A 14,898-nucleotide genomic window follows, 5' to 3' on the forward strand; every position below is an offset into this window, starting at 1 on the left:
GGTGACGTGGAACGAAGTTCAAGGCATGCGCCGAACCCGCTCCGCGCGCACGGCAAGGCGACCATTCAAAGCAGCCTGTGCATGCGCCGCCAGGCGGCTGGCGTATTGCCCACGGACTGGCGGAAGGCTTTGGTCAAATGGGCCTGATCGGAAAAGCCTAGCTGGGCGGCAATATCGGCCACCGTCAGATCGCCTTCGAGCAAAAGTTTCTGAGCAAGGCTTATCCGCCGCTCCAGTTGCCATTGCAGCGGCGTCTTGCCCGTTGTCTGGCGGAACACCGTTGCGAACCAGCTTTCCGAAAGCCCGACGATGTCGGCCATTTCTGCAACCGTCATGCGGTCGTCGCCGCGGCTTTCGACACGGAAAAGCAGCTTGTTCATCTGCGCCTGCGTCAGCCTGCCATTTACCTGTTCCGGCGAAGATCCGGGAATATCGAGAAGACCGGCAACGATGCTGCCAACAAGGCTTTCCGCATAGACCGCATGTTTCGAAGGCTCGGCGAGTTCATCGACGAGCAGTCCAGCCAGTGTTTCAACCGAACCGATATCCTGTATCTCGACCGGGCGGCGCAAGGCTGTCATCGCCGCCGAACTGCCGACCGATGGCGACAGGAAACGCAGCAGACGGTCCTTGTGGATATGCAGATTGAGGTGCGAAAACCTGTGCGTAGCATTGCTGCTCGTCCACATCGGAACACCGGCCGGCACATAGACCGCCCGCGTCATGGGGCGGGAATGCTGCGTGAACTCGCCGTCGCGGTTGGAAATGCTGATGCGCGACGAGACATCGTTGAAAAATATCATGATACGCGGATCGGCGGCCAGGTAATAACCCTTCGCGCCCATCTGGCTCTCTGCCTCCCAGAAAGCGCTGACGAGCCCGTCCAGCTGGCGCCATTTGACCGGCGCAGTGACGCTGATCCCTTCCGTGTGCCAGGTCATGGAGTGCCAGAAACTCAATGCGGGTACCGTTCAGTTGTCGAGCCGAGGTTGTAAGACATGCGCGTCACGATAACGGCGCCGCACGCTCCACCATATGAGGCCGCAATAACATGACTTATCAATTCATGTTAATAGCAAAGATGGTTGTAATGCAAAACATTGCTGTGCTGCCAGTCGATCCCGCTCCAATGTGAGCCTTGGAACCTCTGCCCCGACCAGCCGTTTGATCTCCAGACAAATGAAATCACGAAGGGAGATCACTATGAACGACAAAAAGGAACCCGGCGATTTCGCCGACAAGAAGCGCGAAGAGCAGGGCCGCGGCGTCATCGTCGCTGGGCCGGATGCGCATGAGAATGAAAAGGGCGGCAAGGCGCCGGGGGATAGTGGCGAAAAGCCATCACCCGAAAAACCGGTTCCATCCTCCGACCGCAGATAGAAAATTGCCCCTCCCTGATCGCTCAGTGAGGGGCTTTTTTGGACTAGTCAGCCTTATCAGACAAGGTCGAAACGGTCGGCGTTCATGACCTTCGTCCAGGCGGCGACGAAATCACGCACGAACTTTTCCTTGTTATCGTCCTGCGCGTAAACTTCCGCATAGGCACGCAGGATGGAGTTGGAGCCGATAACGAGGTCCACGCGGGTCGCCGTATATCGGGTTGCTCCGGACTTGCGATCGCGAATCTCATAGAGATTGCCGCCGGTCGGAACCCAGGAATAGGCCATATCCGTCAGCGTTGTGAAGAAATCGGTGGTCAGAGCACCTGGAGTCTGCGTGAACACGCCATGCGCTGCGCCGCCGTAATTGGCGCCAATGACGCGCAGGCCACCGATGAGAACAGTCAGTTCCGGCGCCGTGAGGCCCAGAAGCTGAGCGCGGTCCAGCAGCAGTTCTTCGGGGCTGACGACATAGTCCTTCTTCACCCAGTTGCGGAAACCATCCGCCAGCGGCTCGAGCGGCGCAAAGCTGTCTGCATCAGTCTGCTCGGCTGAGGCATCGCCACGACCGGGTGCAAAAGGCACGGCGACATCGAAGCCGGCTGATTTCGCCGCCTGCTCAACACCGTAGTTGCCGGCGAGAACAATGACATCAGCGATGCTGGCGCCAGTCTCACGGGCAATCGGCTCCAGCACCGAAAGCACATGGGCCAAACGGGCGGGCTCGTTGCCTTCCCAGTCCTTCTGCGGCGCAAGGCGGATGCGCGCACCATTGGCGCCGCCGCGCTTGTCCGAACCACGGAAGGTACGGGCGCTGTCCCATGCGGTCGAGACCAGATCGGCGACCGCCAGACCGGAAGCGGCGATCTTTGCCTTTACGGCAGCGACATCGTAGCTCGTGGAACCTGCCGGGATGGGATCCTGCCAGATCAGGTCTTCTGCGGGAACATCCGGGCCGAAGTAGCGGGACTTCGGGCCCATGTCGCGGTGGGTCAGCTTGAACCATGCGCGGGCAAAGACCTCGGAGAAGTGGTCCTGGTCATCCTTGAACTTCAGCGAAATCTCGCGGTAGATCGGATCGACCTTCAGGGCCATGTCGGCATCGGTCATCATCGGGATGGTGCGGATCGAGGGATCCTCGACGTCAACAGGCTTGTCCTCTTCGGCAATGGTGATCGGCGCCCACTGGGACGCGCCAGCCGGGCTGTGCGTCAATGTCCACTCATGCTTGAACAGCATGTCGAAGAAGCCGTTGTCCCACTTGGTCGGTTCGCTTGTCCAGGCACCTTCAATACCGGACACCACGGTGTCACGGCCGATGCCGCGACCCTTGGTGTTGATCCAGCCGAGACCCTGATATTCGGGGCCTGCTGCTTCCGGATCGGGGCTGAGGTTGGCGGCGCTGCCATTGCCGTGCGACTTGCCGATGGTGTGGCCGCCTGCGGTGAGCGCGACGGTTTCTTCGTCATCCATGCCCATGCGGGCAAAGGTTTCGCGCATCTGCGCGGCTGTCGCAAGCGGATCGGACTTGCCGTTGACGCCTTCTGGATTGACGTAGATGAGACCCATCTGCACGGCGGCAAGCGGATTTTCCAGCGTCTCGGGCTTGGTTACGTCACCGTAACGACCATCGCTCGGTGCCAGCCATTCCTTTTCGTCACCCCAATAGGTGTCCTTTTCGGGAGCCCAGATATCCTCGCGGCCGAAGGCGAAACCGAATGTCTTCAGACCCGCGACATCATAAGCGATCGTTCCGGCGAGCGCGATGAGATCGGCCCAGGAAATCTTGTTGCCGTATTTTTTCTTGATCGGCCACAGCAGGCGGCGGCCCTTATCGGTGTTCACATTATCGGGCCAGGAATTGAGCGGTGCAAAGCGCTGGTTGCCGGTGTTGGCACCGCCGCGTCCGTCCGTCACGCGGTAGGAACCGGCCGCATGCCAGGTCACGCGGGCCATCATGCCCACATAGCTGCCCCAGTCGGCCGGCCACCATTCCTGGCTTTCCGTCATCAGGGCGCGCAGATCGGCCTTCAGGGCTTCCACGTCGAGCGACTTTAGCGCTTCGCGGTAATTGAAGGAGGTGCCGAGCGGATTGGTCTTGGTGTCGTGCTGATGCAGGATATCGAGGTTCAGCGCGTTCGGCCACCATTCGGTAACCGATTTACCGGAGGCCGTATTGCCTCCATGCATGACGGGACACTTGCCAGCCGGTTTTGAAGTTGCGTCCATTTCGCCCTCCGATGGGTTTAGTAATTAAACGACATAGTCAATTCGACATGCGCAGCATGTTGGAACCACAGCCCACAGCAGATCATCCTTACGGAAACCGCGCAGTGACGCTGGTGATACCGAACAGCTACATCCTCTTTCTGTCATGACGATGACTAACAGCCAGGTTCCATAATTTCCAATTGTATATTCTAAAGGCTGCGATATGCTCAGCTTATGATTGGACTATCGATGAAACACCTGCGTTATTTCGACGCCTTGGCGAAGATCGGCCATTTCGGGCGGGCGGCGGAGGCGTGCGCCATTTCCCAGCCAGCACTTTCGCTACAGATCAGGGAACTGGAAGAGCTGATCGGCGCGCCTCTCGTCGAACGGGGCAGCCGCCAGATCAGGCTGACCGCTCTCGGCGATGAATTCGCCGAACGTACCCGCCTGATCCTGCGTTCGGTGGATGAATTGCAGGATTTGGCGAGGGCAAGGCACGGCCCGCTCAGCGGCCGCCTGCGCATCGGCGTCATTCCAACCGTCGCGCCCTATCTTTTACCGCAGGTCATTAAGACGCTAACCCGGCATTATCCAGGACTGGAAACGCGCCCGCGCGAAGCGGTGACACAGAAACTGATCGAGGACCTTCTGGAAGCCCGGCTGGACATGGCAATCGTCGCGCTTCCGGTGTCTGAAGCGTCGCTGGAAGAGGTTCCGCTGTTTTCCGAGGAATTCATTCTGGTCCGGCCGATGGAGGATGCGGGGATGCCGGTGCCAAGCGCCGGCAAGCTCGGTGAAATGCGCCTGCTGCTGCTCGAGGAAGGTCATTGTTTCCGCAATCAGGCACTGTCTTTCTGCAGTACAACGAACGCGCCGCCGCGCGTGCTGATGGAGGGCAGTTCGCTCTCGACGCTGGTCCAGATGGTAGGCGCCGGCATCGGCGTCACGCTCATTCCGCAGATGGCTGTCGATATGGAAACGCGGCAATCCACCGTCTCGGTATTTCGGCTGGCAGAGCCAAGACCATCCCGCACCATCGGCATGGTGTGGCGCAAGAGCAATCCGCTCTCGGCGCAGTTTACCCACATTGCCGAGATCGTCCGCGAATGCGGCCTGCAAAAACTCGGCCGTGTTGCCGATGCAGCGGCGTGACGGTGTCGAGGGCCAACTCGGATCTGCGGCCTCAACTCTTCACAGCACTACCAGCGTTACCCTCGCAAAGCCGGTCGGCCATGGCAAAAAAGGCAAGCTTCATCTTGCTGCGTTTGTCCGCGCCCTCGAGGGTTGAAACCGGTACCTGAAAACCGAACACGTCGTCCGGCTCGGCGGAACGTTCCCGCCAGAATGCGTCTATGTCGGAAAGCAACATTTTCTGCCGCCGCGCGCGACGATAATTGATCGGATGTCTGGCGTGGGAGACTGCGAAATAGGAACCCGCTTCCGTCTCGATTAGCCCTTGCAGCAGCATCAAAACGGCATCCTTCGGGCGAAGACCCGCAAGGTCGCGCGTTACTGCCACCATCTCCTGCTTTGCGGCGCGTGGCCCCTGCATGCCGCCAACGGCAATCGTCCTGTACCCTCCCCCATCCTGCGTCACGAAGATAAACTTCGTCGTCCACAAGGTGACGTCGTCACGGGTTCTGATCAGCCGAACCGCGAGAGCGCCTTCGTGGCGGCCGCCACATAAATCCGCAAGAGCAAGCGTGCAGCGATATTCGTCAGCACGGCCGCCTATGGTGCCGATTTCGACCGTTTTTCCACTCCAGAGCGCAGCCATAACCTCTCTGGAAAAACAATCGCTGGCGATGACGAAATTCTTCATGAGAAAATCCAGCCGTCTTCCATAAGAGATTTTGCCGACGAGGAATTTCGACAGGGGTTTCTGAAGAAGCTCGTCATGCGGCGGTGGCAGTTTTTGCGTCGCCGAGAACCGGGACAGAAACCGCCACCACCGCAGGGTTACAAGCGGATGAGCCAAAAAACGCATCCAGAAAAGGAAACCCCGTTTCCAGTGGGCGCGCATAGCGAAGGTCGCAACGCTCCAGGCCAGGGGAAAACGGAGGAGTTCCAGCCCATCGCCAGTCATCGTTTGCGCAGCGATGACCGGCTCGGGTTTCGCCGAGTTTTTTTCCGCAGCGAATGCGGCGATTTCAGTATGCGACATCGTAAAATTCCGGGGAGTATGACTGTTTGGACTGGGGCGTGGAGTGATTTGGCCGGGACTGTGCGCGCCCAGGATGAACCGAATATGAAATCGGATTGGTGCTCTGCTGCGATCATTGACGCTACGGCATTGCGCGAGGTTCCGGGCCCGCGACGCGCTTTCTACGCGCCGTCTTCTCGCCGGCAATCCGGAAGAAAACGATCCGGTGGGTGCGTCACTGTGAGTACTCCGGTTGGCACGGTTGATCCCGTGCCCACACATTATGACCGCGATCGTTGCGGCAGCATTACAATCGCCGCGACCGGTCTACAGCGCGCAAAGCGCTATCAGAATCGAACCCGGAACGTGCTTCCAGAGGGGTTGCTTTCCAGCACGATACGGCCGTTATGATTGGCGACGATCTTCTTGACGAGGCTGAGGCCAAGTCCGGCACCCGTGCTTTTCGGCGTGACCCGATAGAAAGGTTCGAATATCCGCTCCTGCTGGTCCTCGGGTATGCCCTGCCCCTCGTCGGAAATCGCGATTTCGCCGTTTGCGAGAACCGAGACATGGATCAGCCCCTTGTTTCCACCATGGTCGATGGCGTTGCGCACGATATTGCTGATGGCGCGCGGCAGGGCGAAGGGGTTGCCTTGCATGTCGTATTTTTCGATCTGCGTTTCGAAGGAGATGTCGTAACCTGCCGAAAGCGCAAGCGGCGCGAGCTCTGCCACCACCGTGCGGGCGATATCGACAAGGTCCACCACCTCGCGCCGGTCGTTCACCTGATCGTTTCGCTCAAAGGCCAGAAGCTGTTCGGCGGTTTCACCGAGCCGCGCGACATCCTCCATCAGGCGCTGCTGGTCCGGTCCGGGCAGGCCCTCTATCCGGGTCTGCATGATTGCAATCGGCGTCCTCAATTCGTGCGCGGCATCGATCAGAAAACGTTGCCGCGCCTGGAACTGCTCTTCGAGCCGCTCGAGAATGCTGTTGAAGGAAACGATCAACGGAACGACTTCGCGTGGCACATCTTTGACAGGAAGCTTCGAACCCGGTCGTCGCGGGTCGATCTCCGGTGCTTTTCTGACGACGGAACTCAGGCCGGCAAGCGCCCGGCGCACAATGTGCGGCACGGAGAAAAACACCGCAGGCAAAAGAACCGCCAGCAGGGGGACATAAATCGGATAGGTGCCGGCAAGAAGCGTCAGAAACGACGCTCGTGCATTTGAGGTTCCGCCGAACATGATCCTGACGGGCCCCGACGTCGTTTCGATACTTTCAGCCGAAGCGACCTCGGATATGCCGCTGCCGCCGCGAATATCGGCGTCCGTCATCAGATGAACGTAGCGTGCCAGTTCTGCATAAACAGCCGGTACGGTGCCGAAGGTGGCCGCGTGACCGTCAGGCGTCGAGACCACGAACCACAACGTCTCATTCTTCGCCTTCAAGGCACGTAATGCCGGCCCCTCGGTAACGACCAGACCCTTTTGCGGATCAAGCGAAAGCGACTCGTCAAGCGTCGCCGACAAATCGTTCCAGAGCCCGATATTGGGCGAGAGCTTCATCACCCCGTAAACGCAGAGCCCGACGATGACGACAGCGATCATGGAGGAGACGACAATGCTGAGCTGCCAGCTCAATTGCCACCACAAGGAGGGATTGGACTTGCCCTGCGCTTTCATGTGTCTTCCCTGAGCAGATAACCGATGCCGCGAATATTATGCACGCTAACCCCGGCCGAAGCGTCAAGCAGGCGTTTGCGCAGTCGCGATATATGCGCATCGAGCGCATTGGACTGGATTTCCTCCTCGTAATTGTAGACGGCGGCCTCAAGGGTCGAGCGCAGCACGGATTTGCCCTTTCGTTTCGCCAGCGTGATGAGGACCATCAGCTCGCGCCTTGGCAGATCAAAGGGAAGCGAGTTGATCGTGACGCTGAGATGAAGCGGATCGATCACGATGCGGCCTGCAGCGATTTGCGACGGGGCGATGCTTGCCGGCCTTCTCAAAACCGCGCGCAGCCGCGCCAGCAGTTCGCCGACGAGAAACGGCTTGCCAAGATAGTCGTCGGCGCCGCCATTCAGCCCCTCGATCCGCTCCTTCGGTTCATTCATCGCCGTCAATAAGATGATCGGCGTATCGATACCGGCGCGGCGCAGCTTTGGAATGAAGGTAAGTCCCTCCCCGTCCGGCAGACGACGGTCGAGCAGAATCGCATCATAGACATGCTGGCGCGCCAGCTCCATCGCATCGCCGAGCCGCATCGTATGGTCGATGACGATCCCCTGCTTGCCGAGCGTCGTCGACAGCGCATCCGCCATTTCCTTTTCGTCCTCAATCAACAGAAGTCTCATTTGCCACCGTCCCTTCGCCCCCTCCTTGTCTGCCAGAAAGGTTGCGACAGTATTGCGGCGCAGAAGATGCGGGCGGGTAATGCTGCTGCAATTATGAACACTTATCCAGAAGCCATCAGCCTGCAAGACAGGCGACATGACCGCTCGATCGGTCACAGGATGAGTTTTGCCTGGAAGGATTATGTTATGTGGGTGAAAAGAACGATCAAGGCGGGGATCGCGCTTGCGGGCTGCGCTCTCGTCGTCACGGCTCTCGATCCGGCGCGCGGAAGCGTCGATGCGAACGAGCGCGTCAAGGGGATCGTGGCGTCAACCTCGATGAGCCCGGCCGGTATCCCGTTCGAACTGACGGCTGCGGAAATCGCAAGGATCGGCACACGAGCGATGGCGGAGCGGCTCAGCATCAGTGGCGAACTTCAGCCGGTCAGCCGTGTCGTGATCCGCGCCCGCGAGGCTGGAAAAATTCTGGATATGAATGTCCGGGACGGGCAGGCGGTGCGGGCGGGCGACCTGCTGGTACGGTTCGAAACCGAGGAACTGCAATCGACTCTCCTGCTGCGGCAGAGCGACCGGGATGCGGCCGAGGCCGAACTCACACTGGCGATGCAGGCCCTCACCCGAACCGAACAGCTAGCGTCAAAAAACGTCGCATCGACTGAACAGCTCGACAAGGCGAAGAGCGATGTCGTTGTGAAAACGGCAAGGCTTCAGAGCCTTTCGGCGCAGGTGGATATCGCCCGCCTTGCCCTTCGCAATGCCGAAATCCGCGCGCCTTTTGATGGCACCATTACCCGCCGGCAGGCAGAAGCCGGCTCCCGCGTCAGTGCCGATGGTGAACTCATGACGCTGGTCGATAAAAGCATGCTTGAGGCGAAGGTTCTCGTTGCCACGCGCGACATCCCACGTGTCGCCGTTGGCCAGACCGCCGAACTCGATATTGACGGCATCGGCGGCCAGCCTCTCAGAAGCACCGTTGAGCGCATCAGCCCGGTTGCCGAAGACGGGACGCGCTTTGTCGCCGTCTATCTCCGGCTTGCCAACCGCGACGGCCGGCTGTGGGGAGGAATGTTCGCCAGCGGGTCCATCCTCGTGCGCGAAAAAAACGATGCGCTTGTCGTTCCTGCAATCGCGCTTCGCAAAGACGAAACCGGCTATCACGTCCTTAAAGTCCTGAACGGCCACCTTCGCCGCCAGACGGTGGCTGTGGGATCGCGCTGGAACGATGGCAGCCTGATCGAGATAGGCGCCGGTCTAGAGGACGGTGAGACGATCCTGACCGCACCGCTTCCCGAATTGCAGCCCGACATGGCCGTTACCGTCGACAAGGCAGGCTGAGATGTTTCTGACCCGCATATCCGTCTCCCACCCTGTTTTCGCCACCATGATGATGGTGGCGCTTCTGGTCATGGGTCTTTTCTCGTTGCAGCGGCTGGGGCTCGACCTCTACCCCAATGTCGACGTTCCGGTCGTCGTGGTGTCCACCGCTTATCCGGGCGCCACGCCGGAAACGGTGGAGACAGAATTGACGCGCCCGGTCGAGGATGCGCTGAACGCCATCGGCGGTCTGGACGAGATCACGTCAACCTCCTACGAGGGACGCTCTGTCGTCGTCGCAAAATTCAAGCTCGAGGTTAAGAGCGCGACCGCGGCACAGGACGTGCGCGACAAGATCGCCGCCATCGACGCGAATTTCCCGCAAGAGGCCAAAAAGCCGGTCATATCCCGGTTCGATCCCGCCGCCGAGCCTATCCTGTCGGTGGCGATAAGCTCGACGTCGCTCGACATACCCGCACTCACCACCCTTGCCGACCAAAGGGTGCTGCGGCAACTGACGACCGTTCCCGGTGTCGGGCAGGCAACGCTGGTCGGCGCCCGCAAGCGGCAGATCGACATTGTGATCGACGATACCCGCATGCGCGCGCTTGGGATCGGCATTAACGAGGTGGTAAGCGCGCTACGCACCGGCAACAGCAACAGCCCGGCTGGAAGCCTTGTCGATACCGTTTCCGAACGCACGATCCAGGTCCAGGGCCGCATCGCAGAACCGCAGGCGCTGCTGGACATGGTCGTAGCCCGGAGCGGTGGCGCAGCCATTTATCTTCGCGACATCGCCGCACTCTCCGAAGGGGCTGCCGACCCCGAAAACCGTGCCCTCTATAATGGCCAGACTGCGCTGGCGATCGACATCGTCAAGGTTCAGGGTGCCAACACGGTTCAGGTTGTCGCGGATGTGAGAAAGCGCCTGGACGCCCTCAATGCCGACCTTGTTCCGCAAAACGTGCAATTGCGGGTCATTACGGACACATCCATTCCCATCCGGGAATCCGTCACGCAGGTGCAGACGACGTTGATAGAAGGGGCGGCACTTGCCGTGGCCATCGTCTTCCTGTTCCTCAATTCCTGGCGCAGCACCGTCATCACCGGACTGACGCTGCCGATTGCGATCATCGGCACGCTGGCGGTCATTGACGTTATGGGCTTCACGCTCAATACACTGAGCCTCCTGGCGCTGACGCTTTCCATCGGCATTCTGGTGGATGACGCCATCGTTGTGCGCGAAAACATCACCCGTCACCTTCACATGGGGAAATCCCATATCCGCGCAGCACTCGACGGCACGAACGAAATCGGACTTGCGGTTATCGCGACAACGGCGACAATCGTGGCGGTCTTCCTGCCCGTCGCTTTCATGGACGGCATCGTCGGTCGGTTCTTCTATGAATTCGGCATCACCGTTTCAGCTGCCGTGCTGATCTCGCTTTTCGTCGCCTTCACGCTCGATCCGATGCTGTCGAGCGTCTGGTACGATCCGGATGCGCAACCCAACGCCCCGCGCGGGCCGGTGGGCCGGCTGATCGCCCGTTTCGATCACGGCTTCGAATGGCTCGCCGATCAGTATCGGCACGTGATCGGTTGGACATTGCACCACCGCCTCGTCACCCTGCTCGTCACATCAGGCATTTTTGTCGGCAGCCTGCTCATGGTGCCGTTGGTCGGTGCGGAATTCGTCCCGAATACGGATGAAGGCCGCTTCCAGATCAACGTCACGGCACCGGTCGGCTCCTCGCTGGATTACACCACGGCGAAGGTGCGGCAGGTCGAGAAGGCACTCCAGGAATTCCCGGAAGTCGAGATGCTCTATTCCACCGTCAATACCGGCGGCACCGTCGGTAAACATCGCGCCGCCGTTCTGGTGGGACTGGTGCCGCTGGAGATGCGCACCCGAACTCCGGTCACGCTGGCCGATCCGATCCGCAAACGCCTGTCGGCCATATCGGGCATAGAGGTCGCGATCCTGCAAAACGGTCTTGGCGGTGGCGAAAGCCCCGTCCAGCTCAGCATTCTTGGCGACGACCGGGCGATCCTCGAAAAGATCGCCGACGGTCTGATGGAAGACATGAAAAAAATCCCCGGCCTCGTGGATGTGACCTCAAGCACCCGCGACGTGACCTCCATCCTTTCGGTACGCCTGAAACGCGAGGCGGCAAGCGATCTCGGCATTTCCCGATCCGATCTTGCCGCAGCGCTCTCGCCGCTCATCGCCGGTGAGGACGTGTCGAAATGGACGGATGCGGGCGGTAACAGCTACGACATCGTCGTGCGCCTGCCCGGCGAGCGGCGTGCCGACACGGCGAGGATCAGCGAGTTGATGATCGCCACCAGCCGCACGGCATCCAACGGCTCGCCCCTGTTGGTACGTCTGGATCAGGTCGCCGATATCACCACCGTGGAAGCACCCGCCGAAATCCGCCGCATCGACAATCGCCGCGAGGTGCTGGTTTCGGCCAACATATCCGGACGAGCGCTTGGCGAAGTGACAGACGTTTTGAAAACCCTTACCGCCGCCCGCGACCTGCCGGACGGCTACCGTATCCGCTTCGGCGGCGACGCCGAAACCATGGAGGAGACGGTTGGCCACATGGTAATTGCGCTCGCAATGGCGGTCATCTTCATCTACATCGTGCTCGCCTCGCAATTCGGCAGTTTCCTGCAACCGCTCGCCATCATGGCGTCGCTGCCGCTGTCTCTCATCGGCGTCCTCGTCGGGCTCTTGGTTGCCGGCAGCACGATCAACATGTTCTCGCTGATCGGCTTCATCATGCTGATGGGCCTCGTTACAAAGAACGGCATCCTGCTTGTCGATTTCGCCAACCGCGAAAGGAAGCGTGGACTTTCGCTCAACGAAGCGCTGGCGAGCGCCGGCATCATCCGCTTCCGCCCGATCATCATGACGACGCTTGCGATGATTTTCGGCATGATTCCGCTCGGGCTGGCTGTTGGCGGTGGCGGGGCGCAGCGCGCGCCGATGGCGCACGCAGTAATCGGCGGCCTCATCAGCTCCACCCTGCTCACCCTGATCGTCGTGCCAACAATCCTGTCTTACATCGACAGCATCACCCGGCGTTTCGCCCGCCTGCTACCGAAGGCACCGGACGAGATGGGGGAGACGGGATCGACCGAACGTCCATCTTCACCATCCTAGGTTCGCCGGTGACGTTTGCCGTTAGGACTTTTCTTCGGTCAGGCGTTTCCTCTTCCCCCTCGGGCGGAAGTCGACCAGAAGCGATTTCAGTTCGATTTCCCGGACGCGCCTTGCTGCCTCGTCCGGGCGAACCCATTCCAGAAGGCGTTCGCCGCGCTCCTTGAAACTCGTTTCCTCCCCGGTGATCTCAATCTGGAAGACATCGACAACGCAGGGAACGACATCGCCGTTGTCGAGCATCTTGAGATAGGTGTAGCGGCCAACGGCGTCCTTCCTCACGCGGCCACGAACGCCCGCTTCCTCCCACGCCTCGATCGCGGCAGCCTCATGCGGCTTCTTGCGTTTCATCGGCCAGCCGCGCGGAATGATCCAGCGTGCGCTGGTGCGGGAGGTGACGACGAGGATTTCGACCTCTTCGCCGCTTCCGGTATAACGGAAGCATAAGGCGGCATATTGCTGCCGGAAAGAGCCGGTGAACAGCTTTTCAGGAACAGCAGCAAGTTGCTGAAGCAATGTCAGGGAACGCGCCGGACGGGCTTTCCGGCTTTTCTTCATGGATTTCATATCCGTTGATACTGCCGATTTTCCGGGTTGCATCAATGCCCCGCGTGCATTTATGACAGTTTTATGACAATCACCCCCCACAACTAATAAAGCGCCATTGAGGGCCAATTCGCATGATGAGCATTTTTCGCAAGCTGATGCCGCGCGAGGACCGTTTCTTCGACATGTTTAGCAAACATTCGGAAACGGTCGTCAAAGCCGCCGCAGCTCTGGACCACCTTCTGAGCGGCGTCGACGTTGAGAAAAACTGCGACCTTATCGTCGCCCTCGAAGACCAGGCGGATGATATTACCCGCGACGTTCTGCTTGCGGTGCGCCGCAGCTTCATAACGCCCTTTGATCGTGGCGATATCAAGGACCTCATCCAGTCCATGGATGACGCCATCGACATGATGCACAAGACCGTCAAGACGATCCGGCTGTTCGAGCAAACCGAATTCGACCCGCTGATGCGCGAGATGGGCCACGAGATCGTGCGTGCGGCAAGCCTCGTCGCCGAAGCCATCCCGCTTCTGGAAAAGGTCGGCACCAATGCCCAGCGCCTGTCGGTGATTGCCGAAGAGGTTACCCGCGTCGAAGGGCGCTCCGACGAGCTTCATGACCAGGGCCTGAAGGACCTCTTCCGGCGCCATGGTGCGACCGGCAATGCCATGGCCTATATGATCGGCAGCGAGATCTACGGCGAACTCGAAAAGGTCGTCGACCGCTTCGAGGACGTGGCGAACGAGATCAGCGGCATCGTTATCGAGAACGTCTGATGGATGTCGCGCTTGCACTGCCGCTGCTTGTCGGCCTTATCGCCATCGCGCTGTTCTTCGATTTTCTGAACGGTCTCCACGACGCCGCAAATTCCATCGCCACCATCGTCTCCACCCGTGTATTGCGCCCGCAATATGCGGTGGCATGGGCGGCCTTCTTCAATTTCATCGCCTTCCTGTTCTTCGGCCTGCATGTGGCCGAAACGCTCGGCACCGGCATCATCGATCCGGCCATCGTTTCCCCGCAGGTCATCTTCGCGGCATTGATGGGCGCCATCGTCTGGAATATCGTAACCTGGATTTTCGGCATTCCCTCCAGCTCGTCACATGCCTTGATCGGCGGTCTCGTCGGTGCGGGCTTTGCGAAGGTCGGTTTCAATTCCATCGTCTGGTCGGGTCTTCTGAAAACCGTGGGCGCGATCTTCATGTCGCCGGCCATCGGCTTTTTCCTGGCACTGCTGCTGGTGCTTGCCGTCTCCTGGCTGTTCGTGCGCCAGACACCCTTCGCCGTGGATCGTACCTTCCGCATCATGCAGTTCATTTCCGCCTCGCTCTATTCGCTCGGCCACGGCGGCAATGACGCACAGAAGACCATGGGCATCATCGCTGTGCTGCTGTTCAGCCAGGGGCATCTTGGAGAGAGCTTCTACGTGCCGTTCTGGGTGGTGATCTCGTGCCAGTCGGCCATGGCGCTCGGCACACTGTTCGGCGGCTGGCGCATCGTGCACACCATGGGGTCGAAAATCACCAGGCTGAACCCGATGCAGGGGTTCTGCGCCGAAACCGGCGGTGCGCTGACACTTTTCGGCGCGACGTGGCTCGGCATTCCGGTGTCCACCACCCATACGATCACCGGCGCCATCATCGGCGTCGGTGCCGCACGTCGCGTCTCGGCGGTGCGTTGGGGCCTTGCGGGCAATATCGTCATTGCCTGGGTCGTGACCATGCCGGCCGCTGCCCTGATATCCGCATCTGTCTATGGTCTTACATCGTTGTTCGGCTGA

Annotated in this window: 12 protein-coding genes; 6 read left to right on the forward strand and 6 right to left on the reverse strand. The window is 59.9% G+C overall.

The window, feature by feature from the left end:
* Positions 1 to 65: 65 nt before the first annotated feature.
* Positions 66 to 959: a helix-turn-helix domain-containing protein gene (locus ACQZ63_RS12300; RefSeq protein WP_198927084.1), complete on the reverse strand. Its 894-nt coding sequence runs from the start codon at positions 957 to 959 to the stop codon at positions 66 to 68.
* A gap of 244 nt (positions 960 to 1,203) precedes the next feature.
* Here ACQZ63_RS12300 and ACQZ63_RS12305 point away from each other — a divergent pair, with 244 nt between their 5' ends.
* On the forward strand, positions 1,204 to 1,380 hold the full coding sequence (locus tag ACQZ63_RS12305) for a hypothetical protein (protein ID WP_038495335.1): 177 nt from the start codon (positions 1,204 to 1,206) through the stop codon (positions 1,378 to 1,380).
* Positions 1,381 to 1,436: 56 nt separating this feature from the next.
* On the opposite strand, the gene katG is transcribed toward ACQZ63_RS12305, so the two are convergent.
* Positions 1,437 to 3,608 (reverse strand): catalase/peroxidase HPI, encoded by a 2,172-nt coding sequence (gene katG, locus ACQZ63_RS12310; protein WP_111804001.1) that lies wholly within the window; start codon positions 3,606 to 3,608, stop codon positions 1,437 to 1,439.
* A 216-nt stretch (positions 3,609 to 3,824) separates the two neighbouring features.
* Between katG and ACQZ63_RS12315 the strand changes: the two genes are divergently transcribed.
* Positions 3,825 to 4,745, forward strand: coding sequence for a hydrogen peroxide-inducible genes activator (locus ACQZ63_RS12315; protein ID WP_013761123.1), 921 nt, complete (start codon positions 3,825 to 3,827; stop codon positions 4,743 to 4,745).
* A 31-nt stretch (positions 4,746 to 4,776) separates the two neighbouring features.
* On the opposite strand, the gene ACQZ63_RS12320 is transcribed toward ACQZ63_RS12315, so the two are convergent.
* From ACQZ63_RS12320 to ACQZ63_RS12330, 3 genes are all read right to left on the reverse strand, one after another.
* Positions 4,777 to 5,757, reverse strand: coding sequence for a DUF535 family protein (locus tag ACQZ63_RS12320; RefSeq protein ID WP_065660290.1), 981 nt, complete (start codon positions 5,755 to 5,757; stop codon positions 4,777 to 4,779).
* Positions 5,758 to 6,083: 326 nt separating this feature from the next.
* Positions 6,084 to 7,418, reverse strand: coding sequence for a sensor histidine kinase (locus ACQZ63_RS12325; protein WP_065660289.1), 1,335 nt, complete (start codon positions 7,416 to 7,418; stop codon positions 6,084 to 6,086).
* Positions 7,415 to 8,089 carry a response regulator transcription factor gene (locus tag ACQZ63_RS12330; protein ID WP_448799212.1) on the reverse strand — a complete coding sequence of 225 codons (675 nt, stop codon included), beginning with the start codon at positions 8,087 to 8,089 and terminating at the stop codon, positions 7,415 to 7,417. The genes ACQZ63_RS12325 and ACQZ63_RS12330 overlap by 4 nt, the downstream gene beginning before the upstream one ends.
* A gap of 186 nt (positions 8,090 to 8,275) precedes the next feature.
* Here ACQZ63_RS12330 and ACQZ63_RS12335 point away from each other — a divergent pair, with 186 nt between their 5' ends.
* Positions 8,276 to 9,424, forward strand: a complete 1,149-nt coding sequence (locus ACQZ63_RS12335; protein WP_448799213.1) for an efflux RND transporter periplasmic adaptor subunit — start codon at positions 8,276 to 8,278, stop codon at positions 9,422 to 9,424.
* Position 9,425: 1 nt separating this feature from the next.
* Positions 9,426 to 12,572: an efflux RND transporter permease subunit gene (locus ACQZ63_RS12340; RefSeq protein ID WP_111784137.1), complete on the forward strand. Its 3,147-nt coding sequence runs from the start codon at positions 9,426 to 9,428 to the stop codon at positions 12,570 to 12,572.
* A gap of 21 nt (positions 12,573 to 12,593) precedes the next feature.
* Here ACQZ63_RS12340 and ACQZ63_RS12345 read toward each other — a convergent pair whose 3' ends face one another.
* Positions 12,594 to 13,136 (reverse strand): NUDIX hydrolase, encoded by a 543-nt coding sequence (locus ACQZ63_RS12345; RefSeq protein ID WP_065660287.1) that lies wholly within the window; start codon positions 13,134 to 13,136, stop codon positions 12,594 to 12,596.
* A 113-nt stretch (positions 13,137 to 13,249) separates the two neighbouring features.
* Here ACQZ63_RS12345 and ACQZ63_RS12350 point away from each other — a divergent pair, with 113 nt between their 5' ends.
* The gene (locus ACQZ63_RS12350; protein WP_004431197.1) at positions 13,250 to 13,894 is read left to right on the forward strand and encodes a DUF47 domain-containing protein; all 645 of its coding nucleotides are present in this window, start codon (positions 13,250 to 13,252) and stop codon (positions 13,892 to 13,894) included.
* Positions 13,894 to 14,898: an inorganic phosphate transporter gene (locus ACQZ63_RS12355; protein WP_004431194.1), complete on the forward strand. Its 1,005-nt coding sequence runs from the start codon at positions 13,894 to 13,896 to the stop codon at positions 14,896 to 14,898. Before ACQZ63_RS12350 ends, ACQZ63_RS12355 begins: the two co-directional genes overlap by 1 nt.

This window comes from Agrobacterium sp. CG160-95, assembly GCF_053521725.1.